This is a genomic window from Streptomyces roseolus, assembly GCF_014649855.1.
In the GTDB taxonomy this organism is placed as follows: Bacteria; Actinomycetota; Actinomycetes; order Streptomycetales; family Streptomycetaceae; genus Streptomyces; species Streptomyces roseolus.
On the sequence record NZ_BMTV01000003.1, the window covers coordinates 189,357 to 214,416 of the forward strand.

Below are 25,060 nucleotides of genomic sequence, written 5' to 3' on the forward strand. Positions count from 1 at the left end.
GAGAGTGGAATGGGCACTTCCAGCAGCAGACGCGGACGCCGCACGGCCGCCGCGGCGGTCGCCGCAGTGGTGACCGGGACGGTCCTGCTCACCGGTTGCGGAAGCGACGAGGACGACGAGGCCGGGAAGGACGGCGGGAAGATCACCCTGCGCGTCGGCACCTTCGGCTCGTTCGGCTACGACAACAAGACCGGCGCGAAGCTCTACGCCGAGTACGAGCGGCTCCACCCGAACATCAAGATCGAGGAGTCGAACGTCTCCGACGGTCAGAAGTACTGGGACACCCTGAAGCTCCGCCTCTCCCAGAACAGCGGCGTCGCCGACATCCAGGCGATCGAGGTCGGCTACATCGCCGAGGCCACCGGCACGAGCATGGCCGACAAGTGGGTGGACCTCGGCAAGGAGGGCGGCGCCGACACCTCCAAGTTCCTCGACTGGAAGATCAAGCAGGCCTCCACCGCCGACGGCAAGATCATCGCCCTCGGCACCGACATCGGCCCGATGGCCATCTGCTACAACAAGGACCTCTTCGCCAAGGCCAAGCTGCCCACCGCCCGCGAGGACGTCGCCAAGCTGTGGAGCGGCGACTGGTCGAAGTTCGTCGAGACCGGCGAGACGTACAAGAAGAACGCCCCGGCCGGCACCGCCTTCCACGACTCCGCCAGCGGCCTCTTCAACGCGGTGCTCTCCAGCGACCCCGTCCAGTACGCCGACTCCAGCGGCAAGCTCGACTGGGAGAACAGCCCCGGCGTGAGGAAGGCCTGGGAGCTCGGCGTCAAGGCCGCCCAGGGCGGACTCACCGCCAAGCTGCGCCAGTTCGACGAGAAGGGCACCTGGAACGCCGCCTTCAAGAACTCCAAGTTCGCCACCGTCGCCTGCCCCTCCTGGATGACCGGCATCATCAAGGACCAGGCCGGCCCCGCCAACCAGGGCAAGTGGGACATCGCCGCGCCGCCGGTCGCCGGCAACTGGGGCGGCTCCTTCCTCGCCGTGCCCAAGGCGGGCAAGCACACCAAGGAGGCCGCCGAGCTCGCCGCCTGGCTGACCGCCCCCGAGCAGCACGCCAAGGTCTTCGGGGTGAACGGCAACATCCCGTCCACCAAGGACACCCTCCTCTCCCCCGCGGTGCAGAACGCCAAGATGCCGTACTTCGGCGACACGCCGGTCGGCAAGATCTTCTCCTCGGCGGCGGCCGGCATCAAGCCCGCTGTCATCAGCCGCTACGACGGCCAGGTGAAGACCTTCCTCACCGACAACGGCATCCTCGACATCGAGCAGCGGGGCACCGACCCGGCCAAGGCCTGGGAGAACGTCAAGAAGCTGGTCGACGACAAGATCGACCAGTAGCGGGGACCGCGTGCCGGCCCGCCGCCACCTGCCGGCGGCGGGCCGGCGCCGTCCGCACCACCGCACGCATCGACCTGGAAGGACGCCACCCGTGGCCACCTCCGTACGGGCGGAGCGGGGCGGCACCCCGCCGCCTCCCGCACCGCCCTCCCCGCCCGCCCCGCGCGGCCGCCGCCGCCGGGGCCCGGGCGGCTGGCGCAGCACCCTCTACCGCTGGGACGTCAAGGCGATCCCGTACGTCTTCATCGCCCCCTTCTTCCTCACCTTCGCCGCCTTCGGCCTCTTCCCGCTGATCTACACGGGCTGGCTCTCGCTCAACCGGGTCGAGCTCGGCGGCACCGCCGAGTGGAAGGGCCTGGAGAACTACTCCGACCTCGCCACCAGCGAGTTCTTCTGGAACGCGCTCCTCAACACCTTCACCATCGGGGTCATCTCCACCGTCCCCCAGCTGCTGATGGCCCTCGGCCTCGCCCACCTGCTGAACTACAAGCTCCGCGGCCGCGGCTTCTTCCGGGTCGCCATCCTCGCCCCGTACGCCACCTCGATCGCCGCGGCGACGCTGGTCTTCGCCCAGCTCTTCAACACCGACTACGGCATGATCAACAGCCTGCTCGACTGGGTGGGGATCGGGCCGATCGACTGGAGCACCTCCAAGTGGCCGGCGCAGATCGCGATCTCCGTGATCGTCACCTGGCGCTGGACCGGCTACAACGCGCTGATCTACCTGGCCGCCATGCAGGCCGTGCCGCAGGACCTCTACGAGGCCGCCTCCCTCGACGGCGCCTCCCGCTGGCGCCAGTTCATCAGCGTCACCATCCCCTCCATCCGGCCGACGATCTTCTTCACGATCATCGTCTCCACCATCGGCGCCACCCAGCTCTTCGGCGAGCCGATGCTCTTCGGCGGCAGCGTCGGCATCAGCGGCGGCAGCGGCCACCAGTTCCAGACCCTGAGCCTCCTGATGTACGAAAAGGGCTGGATCACCGGCGCGCTGGGCTCCGCCTCGGCGATCGCCTGGGTCATGCTGGCGCTCCTGCTGCTCATCGGCGGCATCCAGGCGCTCGTCTCCCGCCGCAACCGCAAGAAGCTGGGGGACTGACCCATGGCCCGCACCCTCGACACCACGCCCGCCGTCGAACCGAAGACGGCCGGGGAGCGCCCGACGCGCCGCCGCTTCCGCCAGACGGCGGGCCGGCAGCACCACGCCGGACCGCTCACCTACGTGCTGCTCGTCATCGCCACGGTGGTCTCGCTCTTCCCGCTGTACTGGAACGTGGTCGCCGCCTCGCACACCGGCGAGCGGGTGGTCCAGGCCCCCGCGCCGCTGCTGCCGGGCTCCCGCCTCCTCGACAACCTCAGCTTCGCCTGGGACCAGGTCGACATGGGCGAGGCGCTGATCAACACCACGATCGTGGCGAGCCTGGTGGCCGCGTCCACCGTCCTCTTCTCCACGCTCGCCGGCTTCGCCTTCGCCAAGCTGCCCTTCAAGGGGCGCGGCATGCTGCTCTCGCTGGTCGTCGCCACGATGACCATCCCGCCGCAGCTCAGCGTCATCCCGCTGTACCAGATCATCACCGACCTCGGCTGGTTCGACCAGCTCCAGTCGGTCGTGCTGCCCTCGCTCGTCGCGGCCTTCGGCGTCTTCTTCATGCGCCAGTTCCTCGTCGAGGCGCTCCCCGTGGAGCTGGTCGAGGCGGCCCGCATGGACGGGGCGCACAGCCTGCGGATCATCTGGCACGTGGTCTTCCCGGTGGCCCGCCCGGCGATGGCGGTGCTCGGCATGCTCGTCTTCGTGCAGGCCTGGAACGACTTCTTCTGGCCCTTCATCGCGCTCACCCCGGACGGCAGCCCGACCCTCCAGGTCGCGCTCGCCGGCCTCGGCGCGGGCAACCACACCGTCGACCACGCGATCGTCCTGACCGGCGCGCTGATATCGACCGTGCCGCTGCTGCTGGTCTTCGCCTTCCTGGGCAAGCACATCGTGGGCGGCATCACCGCCGGCGCGGTCAAGAGCTGACCCGACCGCGGCCACGAGCCGTCCGCCCCACCCCTCGTCCGTTCCGCCTTCCCGTCGGCCGTACGGGTCCGCCGCAGTCGCCGGACCCGTCACGGCCGACCCGTACCCCGCGTTGGGAGCGCCCTCCTATGACCGCGTCCGAGACCCGGCCGCTCACCGCCACCCGCCCGTTCCCGTCCGACTTCCTCTGGGGCGCGGCGACCGCCGCCTACCAGATCGAGGGGGCCGCCCGTGAGGACGGCCGCACCCCGTCCATCTGGGACACCTTCTCCCACACCCCCGGCAAGGTCTTCGAGGGCCACACCGGGGACGTGGCCGTCGACCACTACCACCGCTTCCGCGAGGACGTCGCGCTCATGGCCGAACTCGGCCTGAACGCCTACCGGTTCTCCGTCTCCTGGTCCCGCGTCCAGCCCACCGGGCGGGGTCCCGCCGTCCAGAAGGGCCTGGACTTCTACCGGGCGCTCGTCGACGAGCTGCTCGCCGCCGGCATCGAGCCGGCCCTCACCCTCTACCACTGGGACCTTCCGCAGGAGCTGGAGGACGCGGGCGGCTGGCCCGAGCGCGCCACGGCCGAGCGGTTCGCCGAGTACGCGGGGATCGTCGCGGACGCCGTCGGCGACCGCGTCAAGCGGTGGACCACCCTCAACGAGCCCTGGTGCAGCGCCTTCCTGGGGTACGGCTCCGGGGTGCACGCCCCGGGCCGCACCGACCCGGTCGCCGCGCTGCGCGCCGCCCACCACCTCAACCTCGGCCACGGACTCGCCGTCCAGGCGCTGCGCGCCTCGCTGCCGGCGGACCGTCAGATCGCGGTCTCGCTCAACCTGCACGAGGTGCGGGCGCGCAGCACCTCCGCCGAGGACCTGGAGGCGGCCCGCCGGATCGACGCCGTCGGCAACCGCGTCTGGCTCGGTCCGATGCTGGAGGGCGCCTACCCCGAGGACCTGATCGCCGACACCCGGCACCTCACCGACTGGTCCTTCGTCCAGCCCGGTGACGCGGCGACGGCGAACCAGCCGCTGGACTTCCTCGCCATCAACTACTACGCGCCCACCCTGGTGGCGCACGTCGCCGAGGGCGAGGAGAAGCCGCAGGACGACGGGCACGGCGACAGCGCCCACTCGCCGTGGCCGGGCGCCGACTCGGTCGCCTTCCACCGCGCGCCCGGCGAGCGGACGGCGATGGGCTGGCCGGTGGACCCGACCGGCCTGTACGACCTGCTGCGCCGGACCTCGGAGGCGTACCCGGACCTGCCGCTGGTGATCAGCGAGAACGGGGCCGCGTACGAGGACGTGGTCGGCGAGGACGGCGGGGTGCACGACCCGGAGCGCACCGCCTACGTGCACGCGCACCTGACGGAGGTGCACCGGGCGATCGCCGACGGCATCGACGTCCGCGGCTACTTCCTGTGGTCGCTGCTCGACAACTTCGAGTGGGCGTACGGCTACGCGAAGCGGTTCGGCATGGTCCACGTCGACTACGACACCCTGCGGCGCACCCCGAAGACGAGCGCCCGCTGGTACTCGGGCGTGGCCCGCTCGGGCGAGCTGCTGCCGCCCGACGCGGTCTGAGCCCACGACCTGGTGGCCGTGCCGGTCCTCACCGGCACGGCCACCAGGCCTTTCCGATGAATGATCAGATGTCGATGACCCGGTAGCCGATGACGTAGATCCCGCCGGAGCCCTCCACGCTGCGCCACTGGGTCTCGGCGCCGACCTCGCTGCCGGTGACGAGGGTGGCGCCCAGCTTGTCGTCGCCGCTGGTGGAGTCGTAGTCCCACAGCGTCAGGGTGCGGGCCTGCTGCTTGCCGAGGATGAGCGCGGCGTTGCCGTTGCCGTCGGCCATGGAGCGGACGTAACCGGTGCCCATGGTCTGGTACTTGAGGCCGTTGCCCGGCCAGACCTTGACGGCGTTGCCGTTGGCGTCGGTGATCTTGAGGTAGGCCTCGTCGTGGTCGCCCTCGCTGTTCTTCTGGCAGTGCAGCTCGACGAGTTCGATCCGCACGTAGTCGATCGGCTCGGCGTGGGCGGTGCCGGCGAAGGCGGCGAGGCTGCCGAGTCCGAGGAGGGCGGTGGCGGCGATGCGTGCGGTCCGGTTCTTGCGCATGGTGTGTCTCCCCCGAAGGTGTTCGTTCGCTTCTCTTCCGTGCCGTTCCCCCGGCACGTCCCCTACTGTGCCGTCGGGCCCGGGCCTCGTTCTACGCGCGTTCCACTCAACGGAACCGGGATCAGGGGGCGAGGGCGGCGGGCGGGACGGAGCGGCGCGGCACCCCGCGGGCCAGGGCGCGGCCGAGGGCGGCCCCCGCCCCGGCGACGGCCTCGCCGAGGGCGTCGAGCCGCCGTCCGGCCGGCACCATCGCGGCGAGCGCGGCGACGGTCCGCCCGTCCCGGCCCCGGACGGGGAAGGCGGCGCAGCACACGCCGTCCATCACGTCCTCCCGGTCGAGGACCGGACCGCCCCCGAGCGGTCCGCGCAGCGCGGATCCGGCGGCGGTGTCGAGCCGGAACGCGGTGCCGTTCCGCACCGGCACCAGCGGTTCCAGCTCGCCCGGCGCGGAGGCGACGACGAGGGCCCGGTCCTCGCGGAGCACGGCGAGGACGACGCTGGCGCCGGTCGCGGCGCGCAGCCGCTGCACCGGCAGCCGGGCGGCGAGCCGGAGTCCCGGGTGCGGTTCCCAGGCCTGCCCGAGGCGGTAGAGCTGCGGGCCGACGCGGTAGCGGGAGCCGCACCGCTCCACCGCGCCGACGGCGACGAGCTGGTCGAGCAGCCGGTGGGCGCTGCCCTTGGGCACCCCGCAGGCGAGGGCGAGTTCGGTGACGCCGGCCTCGTCGCCGCAGCGGCGCAGCGCGTCGAGGAGGGCGAAGGCGCCTTCCAGCACGCCCCGGCCGCGCCCCGGCCGGTCGTCGGTCGTCCCGTTCCGCTCCGGGGCGGCGGGTCTCGGTCGTGTCCCGTGGTCCATGGGTGGCGTTCCCCCTGTCTCTCGGCCCGGCCGGTGTCCCCCATGGCACGGCTCCGGGCGCCCTCACAGGGTGCCGCAGACCCGGACGAACCACCGAAGGGTTCCGCGCCGGTGCGTCGCGTCCGGGCGGCCCGGGGCCGGGGGTAGGGTCACCGGCCGTGACTCCCGTACGCCTCCGCCGCCGCGCCGCGTTCGCCGCCACGGCACTGGCCGCGCTCCTGGTGGCCGCCCCGGCGCCGACCGCGGCCCCGGCCCGTACCCTCACGGTGATCGCCCACCGGGGCGCGTCCTCGGCGGCGCCCGAGAACACGCTGGTCGCGGGCGAGGTGGCGCGCCGGGGCGGGGCGGAGTGGATCGAGAACGACGTCCGGCCGAGCCGGGACGGGGTGCCGTACGTGGTGCACGACGCGACGGTGGACCGGACGACCGACGGCTCGGGCGCGGTGCGGGAGCTGACCTCGGCGGAGCTGGACTCCCTGGACGCGGGCGCCTGGTTCGCGCCGTCCTTCGCCGGTGCCCGGGTGCCGCGGCTCGCCGCGCAGCTGGCGGACCTGCGGGAGCGGGGCGGGCGGCTGCTCCTGGAGGTGAAGGGCGCGCACTCCCGGGCGGAGGTGGCGCGGATCGTCCGGGACGTGCGGGAGCAGCGGATGGCGGAGCGGGTGGTGGTGCAGAGCTTCGACGCGGTGTCGCTGCGGTACGCGCGGGAGCTGGCGCCGGAGCTGCCGCGGGCGCTGCTGCGGGACCGGCTCGACGCGGATCCGGTGGCGGTGGCGCGGGATCTCGGCCTGGCGGCGTACCACGTCTCGGACCGGGGCCTGTCGGCCCGGCCGGGCGTGGTGGCGGAGCTGCGGGCGGCGGGGGTGGCGGTGAACGTGTGGACGGTCGACGCGCCGGCGCGCTGGCGCGCGCTCGCCGATCTGGGGGTGGACGGGGTGATCACGGACCGTCCGGCGGAGCTGGCCGGCTGGAACGCGGCGCGGGCCGGACAGCGCTGAGGGCCGGGCCCGCCGCGGTGGACGGGCCCGGCCCGGTGACCGGCCGCGCAGGGGATCAGACGCGGTCGGCGGCGATCAGCACGTACTGGAAGGAGCCGTCCTTGTACGACTCGATGAACGCCTCCTCGATGCCGGTGACCAGCGACGAGGTGGCGCGCAGCTCCCAGTAGGGCAGCGTGTCGGGGGTCAGGTCGATGACGGCCTGGGGCACCAGGCGGTTGTCGGCCATCGCCTTCAGGTACTCGCGGCGCGAGTGGATGTTGCACTCGAAGTGGGCGTTGATCTGGGAGACCCACTTGGAGGGCTGGCCGTACTTCGGGTTCCAGCAGCCGGTGATGGTGACGTAGCGGCCGCCGACCTTGAGGAAGCGGGAGTGCTCGGCCATCAGGTCGTCGAGGTCGACGTACATGCTGGACTCGTTGTTCCAGGAGGCGGTGATGCTGCCCTTCTCGAACGGGGTGTCGAGCATGTTGCAGACCTGGGCGCGGACGTGGCCGTCGATGCCGAGCTCGCGGGCGCGCCTGTTGCCGAACTCCGCCTGGGTGGAGGAGAGGGTGACGCCCTCGACCTTGCAGCCGAAGCGCTGGTGGGCCATCACGCTGGAGCCGCCGCGGCCGCAGCCGGCGTCGACGAGGGTGTCGGCGGGGGTGACGGTGCCGAGGTGGTCGAGGAGCACCTCGGTCTGGGCGGACTCCAGGCGGTGCAGCTCGGCGATGAGCTTCTTCTCGTACTCGCTGTCCTCGGGGGTGCCGAGGGAGGCGTGGTCCACGGCGCCGATGCCGTAGTGGTGGTGGTAGAGGCCGTCCACGTCACCGAGGCGCAGGTTCACGGGCCGTGCCTCGGCGTTCCAGTAGCGGGCGATGTCGCCCTGGTACGGCGTCGCCGGGCCGGGGATCATCGCGGAGGCGTCGGTGGAGGTCAGCTCGGTGGTCACAGAGGAATCCATTTCTTGCGGGACGGTGATTACCAGAAGTCGGGCAGGCTGTAGCGGAACGTGTTGGTCTGGTGCCAGTAGTGGTTGCCGTCGACCCAGGCGGCGACGCCCTTGAGGAAGCGGAGCACGGTGGGGGCCGGGAAGGCGGCGGCCACGTCGGCGGCGGCGGCCTCGAAGGCGTGCATGAGGTCGTTGTGGACCTCGATCGCCTTGAGGTAGGCGTCGCGCTCGGAGAGCTTCTCGCGCTCGGCGAGCACCACCGGCAGGTTGAGGTGAACGCCGGGGCTGGAGAGTTCCTTGGTGTAGGAGTAGAGGTCGTTGACGATGGTCGTCGCGTTGCCCGCGAGGGCGATGACCCGCTGCATCTCCGGCCGGGCGTGCAGGTCCGCCGGCAGTTCGTAGCCGCCGACGCTGTCGGTGATGGTGGGGCAGGGGCGGAAGTTGTTGAACTGGCGCATGGCCAGGTACTCCCACACCTCGGGCACGTGGTCGGTCTCGGCCCAGGCGGCCTCGGCGAGGTAGCCCATGTGGAGCCGGGCCATGTCGTGCCGGAAGCGGTCGGCCTGGGAGGGCGAGGCGGCGCGGACGAAGTACTCCATGGCGGAGCGGTAGGCGCGGCGCGGGGCGTCCGAGCCGAGCGATTCCGCCCACGCCGGCGCGTACTCCGGGGTGGTGTGGAGGGGGTCGAGCGCGGTGTGCGCCATGAGGAGGCGTCCGCCGAGGCCGATGGGCGAGCCGCCGTGGTCCTCGCAGTAGCAGTCGTCGACGGCGTTCTCCGCGACCATGAGCCGGGTGGCGAGCATGAGGTGGTCGACGGTCGGGGCGTCGGGGTGGCAGGCCACCATGTAGCGCCCGACGTGGAAGCCGTCGAACTGCCCCTCCCACTCGTCCGGATAGAGCTGGACCTCGTCCACGGCCCAGTCCTTGATCCGGCGGCTGACCTCGCCCACGCGGACGGGGTCGGGGTCGGGGACGGGGTGGAAGTAGAGGCCCGGGATGGGCCGGCCCTCCGCCGCCGAGGGGGCGGCGGACGGCGGCCCGGCGGGCGCCGGAAGGGCGTCCGGCGCCGGGACCGGCGCGGGGGGCGCTTCCGGGACCGCGGCCGGCCGGGCGAGGGAGAGGGCGGTCGTGCCGAGTCCGCTGGGGCCGCCGGGGATCCAGCGGGGTGCGGCGGCCGGCGCGGGCGCCTGGGCGGCCGGGCCGGCGAGGGCCGCGGCGAGGACGTCGGCCCCGAGGCGGGCCGCCGCCGCGGGCGGGTGCGCCGGCAGGGGGGAGAGCCCGGGGTCGGGCATCCGTCAGCTCCTTGCTGGGTGGGAGTGGTCCGTCCCGGATGCGGGACGGACGGGACGTCAGTCGCGGCGGCGGGCGATCTGCACGTTCTCCATCACGCCGAGCGCGTCGGGCACGAGGACGGCGGCGGAGTAGTACGTGGTGACGAGGTACGACATGATCGCCTGCTCGTTGATGCCCATGAAGCGGACGGAGAGGCCGGGCTCGAACTCCTCCGGGATGCCGGTCTGGCGCAGGCCGATGACGCCCTGGTTCTCCTCGCCGGTGCGCATGGCGATGATGGAGCTGGTCTGCTCCTTGGTGATCGGGATCTTGTTGCAGGGCAGGATCGGGACGCCGCGCCAGGCCGGCACGGACTGGCCGCCGAGGTCGACGTGGTCCGGGTAGAGCCCGCGGGCGTTGAACTCGCGGCCGATGGCGGCGATGGTGCGCGGGTGGGCGAGGAAGAGCTTGGTGCCCCGGCGGCGGCTGAGCAGCTCGTCCATGTCGTCCGGGGTGGGCGGGCCGGAGTGGGTCTGGATGCGCTGCTTGAAGTCGGCGTTGTGCAGGAGGCCGAACTCGCGGTTGTTGACGAGCTCGTGCTCCTGCCGCTCGCGCAGGGCCTCGATGGTCAGGCGGAGCTGCTCCTCCGTCTGGTTGTGCGGGCCGTTGTAGAGGTCGGCGACGCGGGTGTGGATCTTGAGGACGGTCTGCGCGACGGAGAGCTCGTACTCGCGCGGCTTGAGCTCGTAGTCCACGAAGGCGCCGGGGAGGACGGCCTCGCCGACGTGCCCGGAGGACATGGCGATCTCGGCCTCGCCGTGCTTGTTCTGCGCCTGCTCGGGGAGGCTGGAGAACGCCTGGATGTGGGCCTGGAGGGCCGGGGAGTTCGCCATGACGGCGGCGAAGTCGGCGCGGGAGAGGGTGAGGAGGGTGCCCGCGGTCTCGGCGGTGGCCGTGTAGTCCCAGGTGGCGTCGGCGTCGAGCAGCGCGTTCTCGCCGAAGCGGTCGCCGTCGCCGAGGACGGCGACGGCGATGTCCTCGTCGTAGGGGCCCTCGGAGGTCTGGGCGACGCGGCCGTGGGCGAGGAGGTGGATCTCGCCGGCCGGGTTGCCGCGGGTGACGAGGATGTCGCCGGCGGAGAAGTCGCGCTGGACGCAGCGGCCGGCGAGCGCGGTGAGCACGTCGACGTCGTCGAAGCCGCGGAGGAGGGCGAGTTCGCCGAGCTCGCGGGGGATCACGCGGACGGTGGCGCCGTCCTGGACGAACTCGATGCGGCCGTCACCGACGGTGTAGGTGAGCCGGCGGTTGACCCGGTAGGCGCCGCCCTTGGTCTCCACCCAGGGGAGCGTCCGCAGCAGCCAGCGGGAGGTGATCTCCTGCATCTGCGGGGCCGACTTGGTGGTCGAGGCGAGGTTCCGCGCGGCGTCGGTGCTGAGGGACTGCTGCGGGGGTGCCGCCTGGGCTTCCGGGCTGGTGTCGACGGTCATCGGACCGGTCTCTCCTTAGCGAGGGTGGTGACCGGGCACGGCGGCACGCCGGACCGGTCGAAGGGGAGGAATGGGGGTACGGAGGGAGGTGGTCCGGAGGAAGGTGGTCAGGCCGTCCGTCCGGACGCGGGAACAGTAACGGTCCGTCAGCGGGCCTCGCCCGTGGAGCCGAGGGGCATTACCTCGATGCAGTGATCTTGTTCGCGGGCCGGTTTACCGCCTGGTCGGTCGACTTTCCGCCACGCGTGGGCGTGGCGGCACGACAAGGGGGCCGGTGGGGGCGCCGGGGCGCCTCGGCACCCCGATCGGACGGCGTGTGTTCCGGCCACGTCGACCCCCTCCGCTCCCTCTTGACAACCCGCCCCTGCCGTCACACAAGTCAACGGCGGGCGTCAACGCGGATTCCGACGCCTCGAAGGGCAGGCGCACCGGCGGGGCGGGCCGCTCCACGAGTCCCCTGGCCACGGTCGCGAGGACGCGCGACCCGACGGTGTGACCGGCGCCGGTGAAGGCGCCGTACCGCGACTCGGACCACCTGCCGGCCGGGCACGGGGAGGCGCGGGGCGCCGGACACCTGGCGTCGACCGGGGCGGCGGCGACTTCCGCGCGCCGACCACGGCGTGGCCGCGGCTCCGGCCGACGGGCTACGGGCTACGGGCTACGGGCGAGCACGCGGGTTCTTCTTCGGTCCGGGCGGAACCCGACCGGCCTGGGGAGAGTTTCGGCGTGGTCACGGAAGGGGCTGTGCCGGCGCCACCACCGGATCGTGTCCTTCCCCGGGCGCCGTGGACGCTCGGACATCTTTTGAAGACTGGAGGATATTCAGCGGCTCGTTCGATCTTCCTAGGGTGGAGGCACACGAAGGGCGGTCACCCCGAGACCGCCACGGCGAAAGGGAGTTCACCATGCGTGCTGTCGTCCAGAAGTCCTTCGGCGGCCCCGACGTCCTGGAGCTCGCCGAGAGGGACAAGCCCGCCCCGCTCGGCGGCGAGGTCCTGGTCCGCGTTCACGCGAGCGGCGTCAACCCGGTCGACGTGGCGGTGCGCTCCGGCGCCTATCCGCTCCTGGGCGAGCCTCCGTTCGGTGTCGGCTGGGACGTGTCCGGCGTCGTCGAGGAAGCCGGACCCGGTGCCCGATTCAAGCCCGGGGACGAGGTCTTCGGCATGCCGTTCTTTCCTCGTGCTGCCACTGGTTACGCCGACTACGTAGCGGTGCCTTCGCGCCAGGTGGCCCGCAAGCCCGCCACGCTCGACCACGTGCGGGCCGCCTCCGTGCCGCTGGCCGCCCTCACCGCCTGGCAGGGGCTGGTCGACGCGGCCCGGGTGGCCGAAGGGCAGCGGGTGCTGATCCACCGGGCGGCCGGTGGCGTCGGCCACTTCGCGGTGCAGATCGCCAAGGCGCGCGGCGCCCACGTCACGGCCCTGACGAGCGCCGCCAACCACGACTTCGTACGCGAGCTCGGGGCGGACGACGTCATCGACCACCGCACCACCGACTACACCGAAGCGGCCGGAGACATGGACGTCGTCTTCGACTCCAGCTCCGAGGGCGAGCGTGCGCTGAGCGTCCTGAAGGCCGGCGGCACCCTGGTCAGCATCATGGAGCACTGGAACACCGAGCTTGCCGCCCGGATCGAGAACGAGGGCCGCCGTTTCGCCGGGGTCTCGGTCGAACCGGACTACGCCTCCCTGGAGGCGATCGCGGCCCTGATCGACGCCGGCCGCATCCGCCCGCACGTCTCCGCGACGCTCCCGCTCGAACAGGCGGCGAAGGCCCACGAACTGGTCGGATCCGGCCGCACTCGCGGCAAGGTCGTCCTGACCGTGGTCTGAGCAGGGCGGGTTACAGTGCGGAGGGAGATCGGGAGATCCGCGGAGAGGGGGCGGGAGTTGGACATCCTCACCGAGGTGCTGGCCTCGATGCGTACCGGCCGGCCGGTCTCCGTCCGGACCACCGGACGCGTGCCCTTCGGACTGAGGCTGCCCCCCGTGGCCGGCGCGGGATTCCACGTGGTGCTGTCGGGCACGTGCTGGCTCGTCCCGCTGGAAGACGCGGCCCCCCAGCCGCCCCTCCCGCTCGGCCCGGGTGACGTGGTCTTCCTGCGGGACGGGCGCGGTCACATCCTGGCCGACCACCCCGACACCCCCTCCGAGGTCGAGCGGGCCTCGCAGTTCAGCCCGGGCTCACCGCTCGGCACGGTCACCGTCGGCGGCGTGGGCGCCCCCACCAACCTGCTGTGCGGGAACTACCACCTCGACCAGGCCCGCCCCCATCCCCTCGTACGGCAGCTGCCGGAGATCATCCATCTGCCCGCGAGCCCCCTCCGGCATCCCGAGCTGGCTTCGGCCGTGCAGCTGCTGCGCACGGAACTGGAACAGCCGCGGCCGGGCTCCGCCGGCATCGTGCCCGCGCTGATCGACTCGCTGCTCCTGTACATCCTGCGCGCCTGGCTGGAGGAACGTCCGGCCGCGCGGGCCAAGGGCTGGGCCGCCGCACTCGGTGACGCGGCGGTCGCACCGACCCTGGCGGCGATCCACGAGAAGCCCGCCTTCCAGTGGACCGTGGCGACGCTGGCAGCCCGCGCGGGTCTGTCCCGTGCGGCCTTCGCCCGCCGGTTCAACGACCTGGTCGGTGAACCGCCCATGACGTATCTGACCCGCTGGCGCATGACGACCGCCGCGCGGCTCCTTCGGGAGTCCGACGTCCCCCTGTCCGAGGTCGCCGCGCGCACCGGTTACGGCTCCGAGTACGCCTTCGCCAAGGCTTTCAAGCGCGAGTACGGGCAGGCCCCGGGCGGTTACCGGCGTAAGGTGCGGGCGGCCTGACCGGCGGTCGCCACCGGCGACGCAGGGACGAACGGGTGACGGGCGGAGCGGCTGCACGCCCCCGGCTCCGCCGACATGCGGCCCGCCGGCGGCGAACCCCGCGCCTGGCCGGGCCGGTTCCTGGTCCGTCCCCGCGCGCACCGCCGCGCGTCGCTCTCCGGCGAAGGCGCCAAGTCCTCGGCCGTCCCCCGGAACGACCAGGCACCGGAGGAGCGACCGCACCGCCTGCGCGACCACGGATCCGCCCCCCGCTCGGGCCGACGACGAAGTCGCCTGGATGCGCCGTGGCCCTTCGCCGTCGCGCTCGTCGTCGTCCGGACGGCGATCGCCCGGGCCCGCTCCGTCGGCCTCGCATCGGACCGTGGGACCGGAGGGCGGGCGTCAGTCTTCCGGGTGGCCGTCGTAGACGCGGATTTTGTACTCGGTGATCTCCAGCGCCAGACCGAGTTCACGGATCTGCCGCGTGATGCGGTCTTGCTGGTCGAGCATGATGCGGCGGCGTTCCGGGACGGTGCTCGGGCCCTGCTCGACGAGCAGGATGTAGCGCTTGAGGTCGGCCATGGTCATGCCGGACAGGCGCATCCGGGTCAGGAAGACGAGACGGCGCAGATCGAGCGCGGAATACTCGCGGTACCCGGAGGCGTTGCGAGCGGGCCGCACGAGTCCCTCCTGTTCGTAGTACCGGAGGGTGTGCGTCGACAGGCCGACCAGGCGAGCGGCCTCGGCGACGCTCTTGGGCATCGCCGAGGTCTCGATCGTGGTGTCGTCGAGCAGTTCGTGCAGCGCGTCGATCGCCGAAGAGGAGGGCCCTCCCCCGGCAGCGAGGAGACGTTCGATCAGCGCTTCGGTGGCCATGGCCCACAGCGTACGGCGATCAGAACGCGCGCACTGCGGGCGGCATGCCCGGGAAGTCCGCCGACTCGCTCACCGACGCCCATTTCTCGACGTCTTCGAGCGCCTCACGGTGGACGCGGGTGAGATTGCGGACCGCCTCGGCGCCGAGCGGGAGCCGGAGCGGCGCGTCAGGGGTGCCGAGCATGTCGCGGATCACCCTGGCGGCGCGTGCCGGATCGCCCTCCTGGATGCCGTCGGCCTCGGCCATGTTCGCGCGCACGGCACCGACGGCCTCGTCGTAGATCGAGCTCTGCCGCGCCGTGTGGAGCACGTCGGCGGCGTTGAACGTGGTGCGGAAGCGACTGGGCTCGACGATCAGGACGCGGATGCCGAACGGCGCGACCTCACCCGCGAGCGCCTCCGACCATCCCTCGAGCGCGAACTTTCCGGCCGAGTAGCTGCCGACGGCGGGGAACGACATCCGCCCTCCCTGACTGCTCATCTGCACGATCGCGCCCGAGCGGCGCTCCCGCAGATGGGGCAGCACGGCACGCACATAGGCGGCCGGGCCGAACAGATGCTGCTCGAGCATGGCCCGCAGATCGGCATCCGTGATCTCTTCGGCGGTGCCGACCTGGCCGGCGCCGGCATTGTTGACGAGCACGTCGACGCGCCCGAACACCTCCAGCGCCCGCCGCACCACCGCGTCCGCTCCCGCCGTGTCGCGCACGTCGTGTTCGATGCCGAGGAACCGGCCCCCGTACCGCGCCTCGAGCCCGTCGAACCGGTCGGCCCGTCGCGCGGTCCCGATCACCTGCTCGCCGGCCGCGAGCGCCGCCTCGGCGAGCGCCAGACCGAGGCCCGAACTCGCACCCGTGATGATCCATGTCTTCGCCTCGTTCGTCGTGGTCATGGCACCGACGCTAAAGCTTCACGTGCGCTTGAAGGCAAGCCGCACTCGGGCTCGGGAGGCGTGGAGCGATCCAGCCGCTGGATCCCGTGCCGGTGGACCCGACCGCGGCGCGGGCTCACCGGCATGCCGCCGGCGCGCGGCCCTCGTCGTCCCCGGCCCGTGCCCGCGCACCCGGCGGAGCGGGTCGGCGTCTCCGCGGTTCACGCCTCGCCCTCACGGGCAGACGGTGGGCGGGACCGATCCGGTCGCTTCGCGAGGAGGCCCCGACGCCGGGCGCGGAAGGGGGTCCCTGCGATGGGGGCACCTCCCAGCGGCAGCCGGGGGGGGGACGTCGGTGACCGACGACGACGCGGCCGGGGGAGTCGTGAGCCCGGCATGATCCGGAAGAGACGGCCTAACGGCCCAGGCGGGCGTCCAGCCACTGGAGGACCTCGGGGGTGACCGGGTCGGTGATGTCCGCGAACTCCTCGTTCTTCTTGAGGAACTTGGCGACGTACGGGCAGACCGGCACGATCCGCATGCCGGAGGCGCGGACGTCGTCCAGGGCGTGCCGGACGAGAATCGCCGCCAGGCCCTGGCCCGCGTAGGCCTCGTCGACCTCTGTGTGGAAGAAGACGCGGCGGTCGTCGCGGTCCCGGTAGGCGGTCAGCCCGGCCCGGGCACCGTCGACGAGGATCTCGTAGCGGTGGCGCTCGTCGACGCGGCGGACGACGGGGGCGGCGGTCTGCTCGCTCATGGGCGGCCTTTCGGGGTCGGGGCGCTCGGACGCGCCCTCCACCCTACTCCCCGGTATCCGCAGGTGGCGGGCGGCCGCGCGGCCGAAACCGCTGTGCACGCCGAGGGGGGCGGGCTCGTTGGACCCGGCGAAGCCGCTCCGCACTCCCCCACCCCGGAGGTCCGACATGCATCCCCTGCCCTCCCCCGCCCCCGCCGCCGCTCCGGCGGGGTGCCGGGAGATGCTCCCGGTCGACGAGTTCGTCGCGACGCTGCCGAAGGCGACCCTCTTCGGTGCCGTGTACTTCACCGACATGGACGACCGGCCGGTACAGCTCCACGCCGTCTACAGCCCGGACCACCCCTGGCAGCTGCCGGGCGGCACCGCCGAGGCGGGGGAACGGCCGTGGCGGACCGCCGTGCGGGAGACGGAGGAGGAGACGGGGCTCGTGGTGCCCGGCCCGCCCCGGCTCCTCGCCGCCGTCTTCGGGCTGCCGGGCGCCGCGTGGCCGCTGGCGACCGCCGGGTACGTCTTCGACGGCGGGCGCCTCACCGACCGGCAGATCGAGGAGCTCGTCCTCGACCCGGAGGAGCACGACGAGGTGCGCGTCCTGCCGCTCCCCCGGTGGCGGCCCCTGATGCCCCCGCGCGACTTCGCCCGCCTCACCGCCTTCGCCGAGGCCAGGCGCACCGGCACGGCCGCGTACGTCGGCGCCTGGGACTGGGACGAACCGCCCGGCGGGGAGGAGTAGTTCCCCGCGTTCAGGTGGCCCGCGCGCGGCGGAGGGTGCGGATCACCGGGACGGCCGGCAGGGCGGCGCCCGCCGCCACGCAGGCCGCCGCACCGGGAGGGCTGCCGGCTCCAGTACGCGGAGCTGCCGGTCGCCGGGCCGGGGGCCGACTCGCCGGCGCCGCTCCTGGACCGGCTGGGCGAGCGGCTCGAACAGCCGCTGTCCGTCGCGGACATGGCGGTCCGGGCGCGGGTCTCGCCCCGGACGCTGACCCGGCGCTTCGACGAGCAGCTGGGCATCAGCCCGGGCCGCTGGCTCCTCGACCGGCGAATCGCCGCGACCAGGACTCTCCTGGAGGAGACGGACCTGCCGGTGGAGACCATCGCCCACCGGGTGGGCCTCTCCTCGGCCGTGAACCTCCGCCGTCGTTTTCACGAGGCCCTGCGCACCACCCCCGCCGCCTATCGGCGCGCCTTCCGGGCGGAGAGGGCGGGGGCGGGCGCGGGTGCCGGTTCCTAACCCTGGTCGGCGACGAAGGACGCCATCCAGGTCAGGGCGGAGTTCCAGTTGATGGTCAGTTCGTTGGTGGACCAGGACTGGATGTCGTCGATGTAGCAGAACTGGCCGGTGCAGCCCTGGAGTTTCGCCTGCGCCAGCGGGTCCTGGATGCTGGAGTTCGGGCCGCCGGAGAGCGAACCGGCGGGCGGGTGCGGCAGCGCGGGGTCGAGCTGGTGCGCGTACCAGCGGCTGTGCTGGTTCCGGGCGCTGACCTCGCCGTAGCCGGTGACGTAGGAGAGGTTCAGGGCGTTGCGGCCGAGGACGTAGTCCATGCTCTGGAGCGCCCCGTCGCGGTAGGCGGCGGCACCGGTGAGGTCGTAGGCGGTGGCGAGGACGACGGCGTTGTTGAGGATCTGGTGGGTGGAGCCCCAGTCGTACCGCTGGCCCTCGGGGGCGTACGGCATGCCGTAGGGGTGGGCCTTGAGGGTGGCCAGGTAGCGGTCGGCCCCGGCGCGGACCGAGGCGCGGACCTTGTCGCGGCCGGGCAGGCGGCTGGGGACGGTGGCGAGGTCGAGGCGGGCGGGGACGGCCGTCCGCGCCCAGTCGAAGCCGACGGCGCCGAAGACGTCGGCGGTGTGGACCGGCGAGGCGAGGACGTGGTCCTTGAACGCCTTCTCCCCGGTCGTGAGGTACAGCTCGGCGGCGGCCCAGTAGAACTCGTCGGAGACGTCGGGGTCGGGGTAGGCGCCGCCGCCGACGCCGTCGCTCTCGGAGGCGAGGACGTCGGGGTGGGCGAGGGCGGCGGCCCAGGCCTTGCGGGCGGCGGTCAGCGCGGTGGCCGCGAACCGGGGGTCGAACTCCTCGTAGACGCGGGCCGCCTGGGCGGCGGCGGCGGCGAGGTTGAGGGTGGCGGCGGTGGTCGGCGGGTGGAGCTCGCGCTTCTGCGGGTCGTCGGCGGGCAGCAGCGGCAGGCCGGTCCACTGCTCGTCGTGGATCTTGTGGTGGGCCATGCCGGCGAGCGGTTCGCCGTCGGGGACCTGCATCTTGAGGAGGAAGTCCAGCTCCCAGCGGGCCTCGTCGAGGAGGTCGGGGACGCCGTTTCCGCTCTCGGGGAGGGCGAGGGTGCCGTCGCCGAGCGCGTCGGCGTCGCCGGTGCGGGCGTGCCGGGCGCGCTCGTAGGTGGAGAGGAGCTGCCAGACGGAGATGCCGCCGTTGACGACGTACTTGCCGTGGTCGCCCGCGTCGTACCAGCCGCCGCTGACGTCGAGGGTGTAGTCGCAGACGCCCGGCTGGCAGGGCACTCGGGTGTCGCCCTGGTTGGGGGCGGTGCCGACGTGGCCGGCCGCGCGACCGTAACCGGGGCGCAGGTCCTCGCGGATGGGGGTGCCGCTGCGCTGGGTGTAGTAGAACTTCGCGGCGTCCAGGCGCAGTCGGTCGTAGGCGGCGGTGCCGATGTCGAAGGGGTGGCTGGTCTCGCCGTCGACGGTGAGGGTGAAGCCGGTTCCGGGCGTCCGGTGCCGGCCGAAGTCGAGGGAGTGGACGTTCTGCCCGGAGGAGGCGTCGACTCCGCGCGGGACGGTCCAGCCGCGCGCGACGGCGGTGCCGTCGGCGTCGTCGAGCCGCCAGGGCAGCCGGGTGGTCGCCTCGGTGACGACGGTGGCGTTCTTGGGGCCCCGGGGCAGATAGCCGACCTGGTTGACCCGGACGCGGGGACCGGTGTCGGGCTCGTACTTCTCCGGCGGCACCCCGCCGAGCAGGGAGACGTCGTCGAGGCAGAACCGCCAGGCGTCGGCGGATCCGCCGAGCTGGAAGGCGACCTGCCCCTGGGTGGTGTCGACCGGGGAGGTGAAGGTGTAGGCGTAGGTGTCGCCGGAGACGCTGAGCTGCGGCACGACCTCGTGGTAGGCGTCGTACGGGGCGACCTGGAGGCCGACGACGGCGCGGACGGAGTGGCCCGCCGGGGTGCCGTTGGCACGGAAGGCGATGCGGTACGTCTCGCCCGCGGCGAGCGTGAGGTCGTTCTGGCCGACGCCGGCGTCCCAGCGGTTCACGGTGCCGCCCGGCACGTCGGCGCAGAGTCCGCCGTCGGCCGGGCCTGCGGTGACGCCGCTCGTCCACCAGGAGGCGGTGCCGTCGTCGAAGGTGCCGTTCACGATCTGCTCCACCTCGTCCGCCCCGGCGGTGCCCGCGGGCACGGCGGTCAGACCGGCCGCCAGCAGGGCCGTCAGGGACAGCAGGGCGGTTCTGCGTAGGTTCAACGTCCGCTCCTCGTGGGATCGGTGGGGCACGCCCTCCGATGCGCCGCCGCGCCGGAGTGGGAGCGCTCCCAAGCGAGTGGTGGACATCCTTGTGGCCGGAGCGCGGGGCCGTCAACGGTCCGGACGGCCCCGCGCGGGGAAATCCGGCCGGCCGTCGGTGGACACGCGGTCGGCCGTGAGGGGCACGCGGCCCGGTCGCGGGGGAATCGCGGCCGGTCGTGGACGGACACGCGGTCGGCCGTCGGTGACCCGCGGCCGGTCGTCCGCGGGTCACCGTCCGCCGCCGTGCCGTCCCGCCTCCTCGCGCAGGGCACGGACGGGCGCGGTGGCACGGGGTCGGTCACGGCCGCCGATCGTGGCGACGCCGTTGTACCGGACGGGGTGCCGGGAGCCGGGCGCCCGGCCTCCCTCACCGGCTCCGCCAAGGCGGCGGACCTCACGCTGGGCGCGCGGGAGCTCGGGGGCCTGGGCGGCGTCCTGCCGGGCTGAGCCGGGTCGCCCGTCGCCCACAGGCCGCGGCGGGCGCGTGCCGCTTCCCGAGCCGCGTGGCGACCGCGCGCGGCCCGGCGGGGTTCACCCCGCGGTCGTCGCCGTGCCGGGCGTCGGCCTCCCGCGTCCGGGGTCCTCCAGGGCGGCCGGCTCGGCCGGCGCCTCGTCCACCGTCTCCCCGGCCGTCCGGTCCTCCTGCCCTCCGCCCTCGCCCCCCGCCCCTCGCCCCTCGCCCCTCGCCCCTCGCCCCACGGTCCGACGGTTACGGGACCCCGGGACGGGTAGCCGCGCCGCGAACAGGGAGATGACCGGCATGGTGTACGACACGATCGAGGTGGAGGCCCCGCTGCGCCAGGTCTACGACCAGTGGACGCAGTTCGAGGAGTTTCCGCGTTTCATGGACGGGGTCGAGGAGGTCCGGCAGCTCGACGACCGGCTCTGCCACTGGCGGACCAAGGTCGCGGGCGCGACCCGCGAGTTCGACACGGAGATCGTCGACCAGCTGCCCGACGAGCGGATCGCGTGGCGGACGGTCGGCGGGGACGTGCGGCAGAAGGGCGTCGTCACCTTCGAGCGGGTCGACGACGAGCACACGCTCGTACGCCTGAAGATGGAGGTGGAGCCGTCCGGCATGACCGACCGGGTCGGACAGGCGATGGGTTTCGTGGAGCAGCGGATCGAGGGTGACCTGCACCGGTTCAAGGACTTCATCGAGGACCGCCGGCACGCGACGGGTGGCTGGCGCGGGCGGCTGCGCCCCAGCGACAGCGCCGGCGGGGCACCGGGCGGCGACCTGCCGGAGTACGGCGTGCCGCCGGGCGACGAGGGACCGGCGCGCGGCATGCCCCCGGCCGCGCCGGGCGGGATGCCCCGGCGTGACGACCCGCCGTCCCCCGGCGGGCCCGCGGTCCCGTGAGCGGCTCCGGGACCGGCCTGCGGCTCCTCGACGTGTCCCTGCACACGGAGGAGCAGGGCCGGGACGTGGTGGCCCTTGACGCCCGGGCCGAGGAGCACGGCCCGCCGAGGGTCCCGGAGGGCGCGATGGTGAGCGTCGGACTGACCTTCCTGGTGGACCGCGCGATCGACGGGCTCACCTTCGAGGAGCGCCGCACCGGGGACGACCACGTGCCGGTCACCACCCGGACGGCGCTCGGCGGCTTCCGCCGCGGCGGACCGTACGAGGTGCGGCTGCCGCCCCGGCGGATGCCGGTCGGGCGGGCCCACTGCGGCCTCTACCGGGTGACCGGGCGGCTCACCGACGGCGAGGGGCGCGAGCTGGCGCGCGCGGACCACGAGCTGGTGCTCGTCCATCTGACGGGAGCGCCTGGGGCCCGGACGGCCCCGGACGCCTCTTGAGCCGAACGGCCGCCCGGTGGGGGCGGGGGCCGGGTCGCCGCAGGATCGGAGCGTGGAAGCGCGTGGACCGGATTCCTCCCCCGGTCGCCCGGAGCCGGTGCGGGCGGCCGCTGCGGGGCAGGGCGGCGACGGCGGCGGGCCTCGTGGGCGACGCGGGCCTCGACGAGGCGGTGCGGTGTCCGGAGTCGGAGGAGTGCGCGGCGCCGTCGGCCGGGCTGCTCACGGTGTGGGGCCGGCGGTGGTCCCGGTGCGGGCGCGCCGCAGGAGGTAGGCGCCCGCCGCGGCGGCGAGGACCAGCATGCAGGCGATGAAGACGAGGCCCGCGCCCTCCAGACCGAGGGGGTCGGCCAGCAGGCCGACGCCGATCACCGGGAGGGAGATGCCGGTGTACGCGACGACGAAGAGCGAGGAGATGACGGCGGCCCGCCGGTCGGGCGGCGAGGCGGCGGCCACGGCGGAGAGCGCGGCGCGGAAGGTGAGGCCCTGACCGGTCCCGCCGACGAGGGCGGCCGACACGAGGAAGAACAGGTGGTCGGTGGCGAGGGCGAGCGCCAGCAGGACCAGGCCGGCGAAGAGGACGGCGCAGCCCAGCGGCAGCGAGCGGTCGGCGCCGACGCGGCCCGCGGCGGTCTGTCCGGCGATGGAGGCGAAGAACGCGAGGGCGACGACGAGGCCGCTGACGGCGTGGTCGTCGACGTGGAGGTAGCGGGCGAGGAAGGCGGGGCTGACGGAGGTGAAGACGCCGAAGAGGGCGAAACCCACGAAGGAGGCGACGGCCGCGGGCACGAACACCGGCCGCACGCGGGCCGGCAGGGCGGGCCTGCGGGGGCGCACGGCGCTGAGGGGCCGGCGTTCCGCGACGGTCTCGGGCAGCCACCGCAGGGCCAGGGCGGAGAGCGCGAGGAGGGCCAGGTGGACGGCGAACGGCAGCAGGAGGGGCTCGGGGGCGTACTCGGCGAGCAGCCCGGCGAGGAGGGGTCCGCAGCCGAGGCCGCCCATGTTCGCGGCGGTCGCGACGAGGGTGGCGCGGGCGGCGCCGCCGGGCGGGGCGAGCTCGATGACGTAGGCGGTGGCGGCGCCGGTGAAGAGGCCCGCGGAGAGGCCGGACAGCAGCCGGCCCGCGTACAGCCAGCCCAGGGCGTCGGCGCAGAGGAAGCAGACGGCGCTCGCGGCGGCGAAGGCGAGGCCCCAGCGCAGGGTGGGGCGCCGGCCGATGGTGTCGGAGGCGTTGCCGGCGAGGAGGAGCACGGCGAGGACCCCGAAGGCGTACACGGCGTACACCACGGTGACGGTGAGTTCGGAGAAGCCGAACTCCTCCTGGTAGAGGGGGTAGAGCGGGGTGGGGAGCGTGGTGCCGGCCATGCACACCGCGAACACCGCTCCGCCGAGCAGGCACCGCGGCCATCCGCGTCGGTCATCGGCCATACCGGCGACCGTAACCCGCCCGTGCCGTCGGACACCGGCGGCACGGCAGACCGACCACACCGTTGCCGTACGGAAGCGCCGCGGCGCGGCGGGCGTCGTGCGTCCGCCGGGTTCGCCGTGGGTGCGCGGGGGCGTCGTACGCCGGTGGCCGGTGTCGTACGTCGGGGCCGGTGCCGATGCCGGTGCCGTACGCCGGTGGTCGGTGCCTTACGCCGGTGGCCGGTGCCGTACGCCGGTGGTCGGCCCGTACGTGTACGCCGGTGACCGGCCCGTGCGCGTACGTCAGTGGCCGCCCAGGCCCGGCAGGCAGGTGCCGTCGAGGGTCCGGCCGGAGACCTCGGAGGTGACGGTGCCGGAGTCGGTGATCGCGCCCTTGACGCAGACCTTGCCGGTGCCGCCGGCGACGGCGAGGTTCTCGATCGTGGGCCCGCGCCGGGCGCCGGCGCGGTACTCGATCTCGTTCGGGTTCAGGCCGAGCGCGCCGGCGACGGCCTTCCGCACCTCGGCCTCCTCGGGGCGGCCCTCCGCGAGTTCCCGCAGGACGCCGCCGAGGTCGTCGGCCTTGCCCCGGGCGCCGGCCCGTTCCTCCTCGGTGAGCTCCGTCTCCTGGCGATAGGCGTGGTTCTCCCGGTACTTGCTCGCGGGGTCCTGCGGGACGCACGGCGCGCCGGACGGGAGCGGCGGCTCCTGCGGGCTCGGGCAGAAGCGCATGCCCTCCGTGGGCGCCCCGGCGCGCGGGTCGGCGGAGCGTTCGGCGCAGCCGGTGACGAGGACGGCGAGGAGGAGGGCGCCGGTGGCGGCGCGGGACGGGTGTCGACGCATGCCGCCATCCTCGCCGCCCCGCCCGGCGGACCGCCCGCCGCTCCCGGGACCGTGACCGAGCCGTGTCCGTCAGCCGGCCGCGCCCGGCACCCAGTGGTTGTGCACTTCCGCGATGCGCGGCCGCGGCCCGTCCGGCCAGCCGAGGCTCGTGGCGACGGGCATCATCTTCTCGGCGAAGGCCTGCATCTTCCCTTCGTTCTCCCAGAGGTCGAAGATCTCCAGGCCGCTCTCGGTCGACACGCACGCGTGCGCGATGCACCCGTCGAAGATCTCGGGGGTCGACTGGAGCCGGGCGTTGAGCGTGTCGTACTGCTCCGTGGTGATTCCGTCGAGGACGGCGTGGACGAGGATCGCCATGGCCTTTCCTCCTCGTGAGGCGACGGTCCGCCCCCTCACTACCAGCAGACCACGGCGGGGCGGGTACGGCACCCGCTCCGCCGGACAGGCCCTAGAGGGCGAAACCCAGGAGGGCGACCTCCAGCGGGAGGGCGGGCCGCTCGGGCAGGGCGGGCGGCTCCTCGCCGCGGCCGGTGTGGGTGGGGCGCACGGGGCGCAGCGCCGCGACTCCGTCGGCGGCCCAGCCGGCGCCCGTGGCGGGCAGGGAGAGGGTCATCCGCCGGCCGTCGGCCAGGGTGGTCTCCAGGGTGTTCGGGTCGTTCGTCCGCATGGCACCTCATTCGGCTCGCACACGATGGATCACCGCTTCGGAAGGAAGGACGGCGGGGAGGGGGGAAAGGTTCCCTCCCCCTCCCCTCACCCCCCACCCCCCTGGTTCCCCCTCCCTCACCCCCCGGTGAACCAGTGGGTGCGGACGGCGTCCGTCGGGCGGGGGGTGCCGAGCGCGTCGAGGCCCCAGGCGGCCAGGGCCTCGACGACCGGGCGGAGTTCCGCCCCGCGCGGGGTGAGCTGGTAGACGGTCGCGTTGGCGGGCCGCTCCAGGCGGCGGCGTTCGACCAGTTCCTCGCCCTCCAGCTGCTTGAGCCTGCTGGCGAGGATGTCGGTGGAGACGCCGGGGAGGTCGGCGTGGAGGTCGGTGTACCGCCGCGGGCCGTGCAGCAGCTCCCGGACGATCAGCAGGCTCCAGCGCTCCCCCACCGCGTCGAGGGCCCGGGCGACGGCGCAGTACTGGTCGTAGCTTCGGCGTGGCATGGGGGCCAGCATAGCCAAAAGGTTGGACTTTCCAA

Annotated in this window: 25 protein-coding genes and 1 pseudogene; 12 read left to right on the forward strand and 14 right to left on the reverse strand. The window is 73.6% G+C overall.

Annotation, left to right across the window (positions count from 1 at the left end; all coding sequences use genetic code 11):
• Window positions 1-9 precede the first annotated feature (9 nt).
• From IE245_RS04720 to IE245_RS04735, 4 genes are all read left to right on the forward strand, one after another.
• Window positions 10-1,347 carry an ABC transporter substrate-binding protein gene (locus tag IE245_RS04720; RefSeq protein ID WP_189945436.1) on the forward strand — a complete coding sequence of 446 codons (1,338 nt, stop codon included), beginning with the start codon at window positions 10-12 and terminating at the stop codon, window positions 1,345-1,347.
• A gap of 91 nt (window positions 1,348-1,438) precedes the next feature.
• Entirely contained in the window at window positions 1,439-2,446 is a 1,008-nt protein-coding gene (locus IE245_RS04725; RefSeq protein ID WP_189945437.1) for a carbohydrate ABC transporter permease, read from the forward strand.
• A 3-nt stretch (window positions 2,447-2,449) separates the two neighbouring features.
• Window positions 2,450-3,364: a carbohydrate ABC transporter permease gene (locus IE245_RS04730; protein ID WP_189945438.1), complete on the forward strand. Its 915-nt coding sequence runs from the start codon at window positions 2,450-2,452 to the stop codon at window positions 3,362-3,364.
• Between the two features lie 128 nt (window positions 3,365-3,492).
• Window positions 3,493-4,935, forward strand: coding sequence for a GH1 family beta-glucosidase (locus IE245_RS04735; protein ID WP_189945439.1), 1,443 nt, complete (start codon window positions 3,493-3,495; stop codon window positions 4,933-4,935).
• A gap of 64 nt (window positions 4,936-4,999) precedes the next feature.
• Here the strand turns inward: IE245_RS04735 and IE245_RS04740 are convergent, their stop codons facing one another.
• Together IE245_RS04740 and IE245_RS04745 are read right to left on the reverse strand one after the other, a co-directional pair.
• Entirely contained in the window at window positions 5,000-5,470 is a 471-nt protein-coding gene (locus IE245_RS04740) for a hypothetical protein (RefSeq protein WP_189945440.1), read from the reverse strand.
• Between the two features lie 121 nt (window positions 5,471-5,591).
• Window positions 5,592-6,323, reverse strand: a complete 732-nt coding sequence (locus tag IE245_RS04745) for an IclR family transcriptional regulator (RefSeq protein ID WP_189945441.1) — start codon at window positions 6,321-6,323, stop codon at window positions 5,592-5,594.
• Between the two features lie 158 nt (window positions 6,324-6,481).
• On the opposite strand from IE245_RS04745, the gene IE245_RS04750 reads away from it, so the two are divergent.
• On the forward strand, window positions 6,482-7,318 hold the full coding sequence (locus tag IE245_RS04750; protein WP_229851068.1) for a glycerophosphodiester phosphodiesterase: 837 nt from the start codon (window positions 6,482-6,484) through the stop codon (window positions 7,316-7,318).
• 55 nt (window positions 7,319-7,373) lie between these two features.
• Here the strand turns inward: IE245_RS04750 and IE245_RS04755 are convergent, their stop codons facing one another.
• From IE245_RS04755 to IE245_RS04765, 3 genes are read right to left on the reverse strand one after another with little or no spacing between them, the layout of a single operon-like run.
• Complete coding sequence (locus IE245_RS04755; RefSeq protein ID WP_189945443.1) at window positions 7,374-8,264, reverse strand: geranyl diphosphate 2-C-methyltransferase; 891 nt, start codon at window positions 8,262-8,264, stop codon at window positions 7,374-7,376.
• A 17-nt stretch (window positions 8,265-8,281) separates the two neighbouring features.
• Window positions 8,282-9,544 (reverse strand): family 2 encapsulin nanocompartment cargo protein terpene cyclase, encoded by a 1,263-nt coding sequence (locus IE245_RS04760; RefSeq protein WP_189945444.1) that lies wholly within the window; start codon window positions 9,542-9,544, stop codon window positions 8,282-8,284.
• Between the two features lie 57 nt (window positions 9,545-9,601).
• Window positions 9,602-11,011 carry a family 2B encapsulin nanocompartment shell protein gene (locus IE245_RS04765; RefSeq protein WP_189945445.1) on the reverse strand — a complete coding sequence of 470 codons (1,410 nt, stop codon included), beginning with the start codon at window positions 11,009-11,011 and terminating at the stop codon, window positions 9,602-9,604.
• A 905-nt stretch (window positions 11,012-11,916) separates the two neighbouring features.
• On the opposite strand from IE245_RS04765, the gene IE245_RS04770 reads away from it, so the two are divergent.
• Together IE245_RS04770 and IE245_RS04775 are read left to right on the forward strand one after the other, a co-directional pair.
• Entirely contained in the window at window positions 11,917-12,843 is a 927-nt protein-coding gene (locus tag IE245_RS04770; protein WP_189945446.1) for an NADP-dependent oxidoreductase, read from the forward strand.
• 57 nt (window positions 12,844-12,900) lie between these two features.
• Window positions 12,901-13,836 carry an AraC family transcriptional regulator gene (locus IE245_RS04775; protein WP_189945447.1) on the forward strand — a complete coding sequence of 312 codons (936 nt, stop codon included), beginning with the start codon at window positions 12,901-12,903 and terminating at the stop codon, window positions 13,834-13,836.
• A gap of 381 nt (window positions 13,837-14,217) precedes the next feature.
• Here IE245_RS04775 and IE245_RS04780 read toward each other — a convergent pair whose 3' ends face one another.
• The 3 genes from IE245_RS04780 to IE245_RS04790 all read right to left on the reverse strand — a co-directional run bounded on the left by IE245_RS04780 (window position 14,218) and on the right by IE245_RS04790 (window position 16,319).
• Window positions 14,218-14,691 carry a MerR family transcriptional regulator gene (locus tag IE245_RS04780; protein WP_189945448.1) on the reverse strand — a complete coding sequence of 158 codons (474 nt, stop codon included), beginning with the start codon at window positions 14,689-14,691 and terminating at the stop codon, window positions 14,218-14,220.
• A gap of 19 nt (window positions 14,692-14,710) precedes the next feature.
• Window positions 14,711-15,583, reverse strand: a complete 873-nt coding sequence (locus IE245_RS04785) for an SDR family NAD(P)-dependent oxidoreductase (protein ID WP_189945449.1) — start codon at window positions 15,581-15,583, stop codon at window positions 14,711-14,713.
• Window positions 15,584-15,977: 394 nt separating this feature from the next.
• On the reverse strand, window positions 15,978-16,319 hold the full coding sequence (locus IE245_RS04790; protein WP_189945450.1) for a GNAT family N-acetyltransferase: 342 nt from the start codon (window positions 16,317-16,319) through the stop codon (window positions 15,978-15,980).
• A gap of 166 nt (window positions 16,320-16,485) precedes the next feature.
• Here IE245_RS04790 and IE245_RS04795 point away from each other — a divergent pair, with 166 nt between their 5' ends.
• Together IE245_RS04795 and IE245_RS04800 are read left to right on the forward strand one after the other, a co-directional pair.
• The gene (locus tag IE245_RS04795; protein ID WP_189945451.1) at window positions 16,486-17,049 is read left to right on the forward strand and encodes an NUDIX domain-containing protein; all 564 of its coding nucleotides are present in this window, start codon (window positions 16,486-16,488) and stop codon (window positions 17,047-17,049) included.
• 198 nt (window positions 17,050-17,247) lie between these two features.
• Window positions 17,248-17,547 (forward strand): helix-turn-helix domain-containing protein, encoded by a 300-nt coding sequence (locus tag IE245_RS04800; RefSeq protein ID WP_373305274.1) that lies wholly within the window; start codon window positions 17,248-17,250, stop codon window positions 17,545-17,547.
• Here the strand turns inward: IE245_RS04800 and IE245_RS04805 are convergent.
• Window positions 17,544-19,784 carry a glycoside hydrolase family 9 protein gene (locus IE245_RS04805; RefSeq protein WP_189945452.1) on the reverse strand — a complete coding sequence of 747 codons (2,241 nt, stop codon included), beginning with the start codon at window positions 19,782-19,784 and terminating at the stop codon, window positions 17,544-17,546. The two genes, IE245_RS04800 and IE245_RS04805, sit on opposite strands and share 4 nt — an antisense overlap.
• Window positions 19,785-20,069: 285 nt before the next feature.
• Between IE245_RS04805 and IE245_RS04810 the strand changes: the two genes are divergently transcribed.
• From IE245_RS04810 to IE245_RS04820, 3 genes are all read left to right on the forward strand, one after another.
• Window positions 20,070-20,273, forward strand: a complete 204-nt coding sequence (locus IE245_RS04810; protein WP_189945453.1) for a hypothetical protein — start codon at window positions 20,070-20,072, stop codon at window positions 20,271-20,273.
• Between the two features lie 313 nt (window positions 20,274-20,586).
• Window positions 20,587-21,189 carry an SRPBCC family protein gene (locus IE245_RS04815; RefSeq protein ID WP_189945454.1) on the forward strand — a complete coding sequence of 201 codons (603 nt, stop codon included), beginning with the start codon at window positions 20,587-20,589 and terminating at the stop codon, window positions 21,187-21,189.
• Window positions 21,186-21,629 carry a hypothetical protein gene (locus IE245_RS04820; RefSeq protein WP_189945455.1) on the forward strand — a complete coding sequence of 148 codons (444 nt, stop codon included), beginning with the start codon at window positions 21,186-21,188 and terminating at the stop codon, window positions 21,627-21,629. The genes IE245_RS04815 and IE245_RS04820 overlap by 4 nt, the downstream gene beginning before the upstream one ends.
• Window positions 21,630-21,848: 219 nt before the next feature.
• On the opposite strand, the gene IE245_RS04825 is transcribed toward IE245_RS04820, so the two are convergent.
• The 5 genes and pseudogenes from IE245_RS04825 to IE245_RS04845 all read right to left on the reverse strand — a co-directional run.
• Complete coding sequence (locus IE245_RS04825; protein ID WP_189945456.1) at window positions 21,849-23,054, reverse strand: MFS transporter; 1,206 nt, start codon at window positions 23,052-23,054, stop codon at window positions 21,849-21,851.
• Window positions 23,055-23,336: 282 nt separating this feature from the next.
• Window positions 23,337-23,876 (reverse strand): precorrin-3B C(17)-methyltransferase, encoded by a 540-nt coding sequence (locus IE245_RS04830; protein WP_189945457.1) that lies wholly within the window; start codon window positions 23,874-23,876, stop codon window positions 23,337-23,339.
• A gap of 69 nt (window positions 23,877-23,945) precedes the next feature.
• Window positions 23,946-24,233, reverse strand: coding sequence for a hypothetical protein (locus IE245_RS04835; protein ID WP_189945458.1), 288 nt, complete (start codon window positions 24,231-24,233; stop codon window positions 23,946-23,948).
• Window positions 24,234-24,324: 91 nt separating this feature from the next.
• The gene (locus IE245_RS04840; RefSeq protein ID WP_189945459.1) at window positions 24,325-24,543 is read right to left on the reverse strand and encodes a hypothetical protein; all 219 of its coding nucleotides are present in this window, start codon (window positions 24,541-24,543) and stop codon (window positions 24,325-24,327) included.
• 128 nt (window positions 24,544-24,671) lie between these two features.
• Window positions 24,672-25,037: pseudogene (locus IE245_RS04845) on the reverse strand (winged helix-turn-helix transcriptional regulator); the annotation flags it as partial.
• Window positions 25,038-25,060 lie beyond the last annotated feature (23 nt).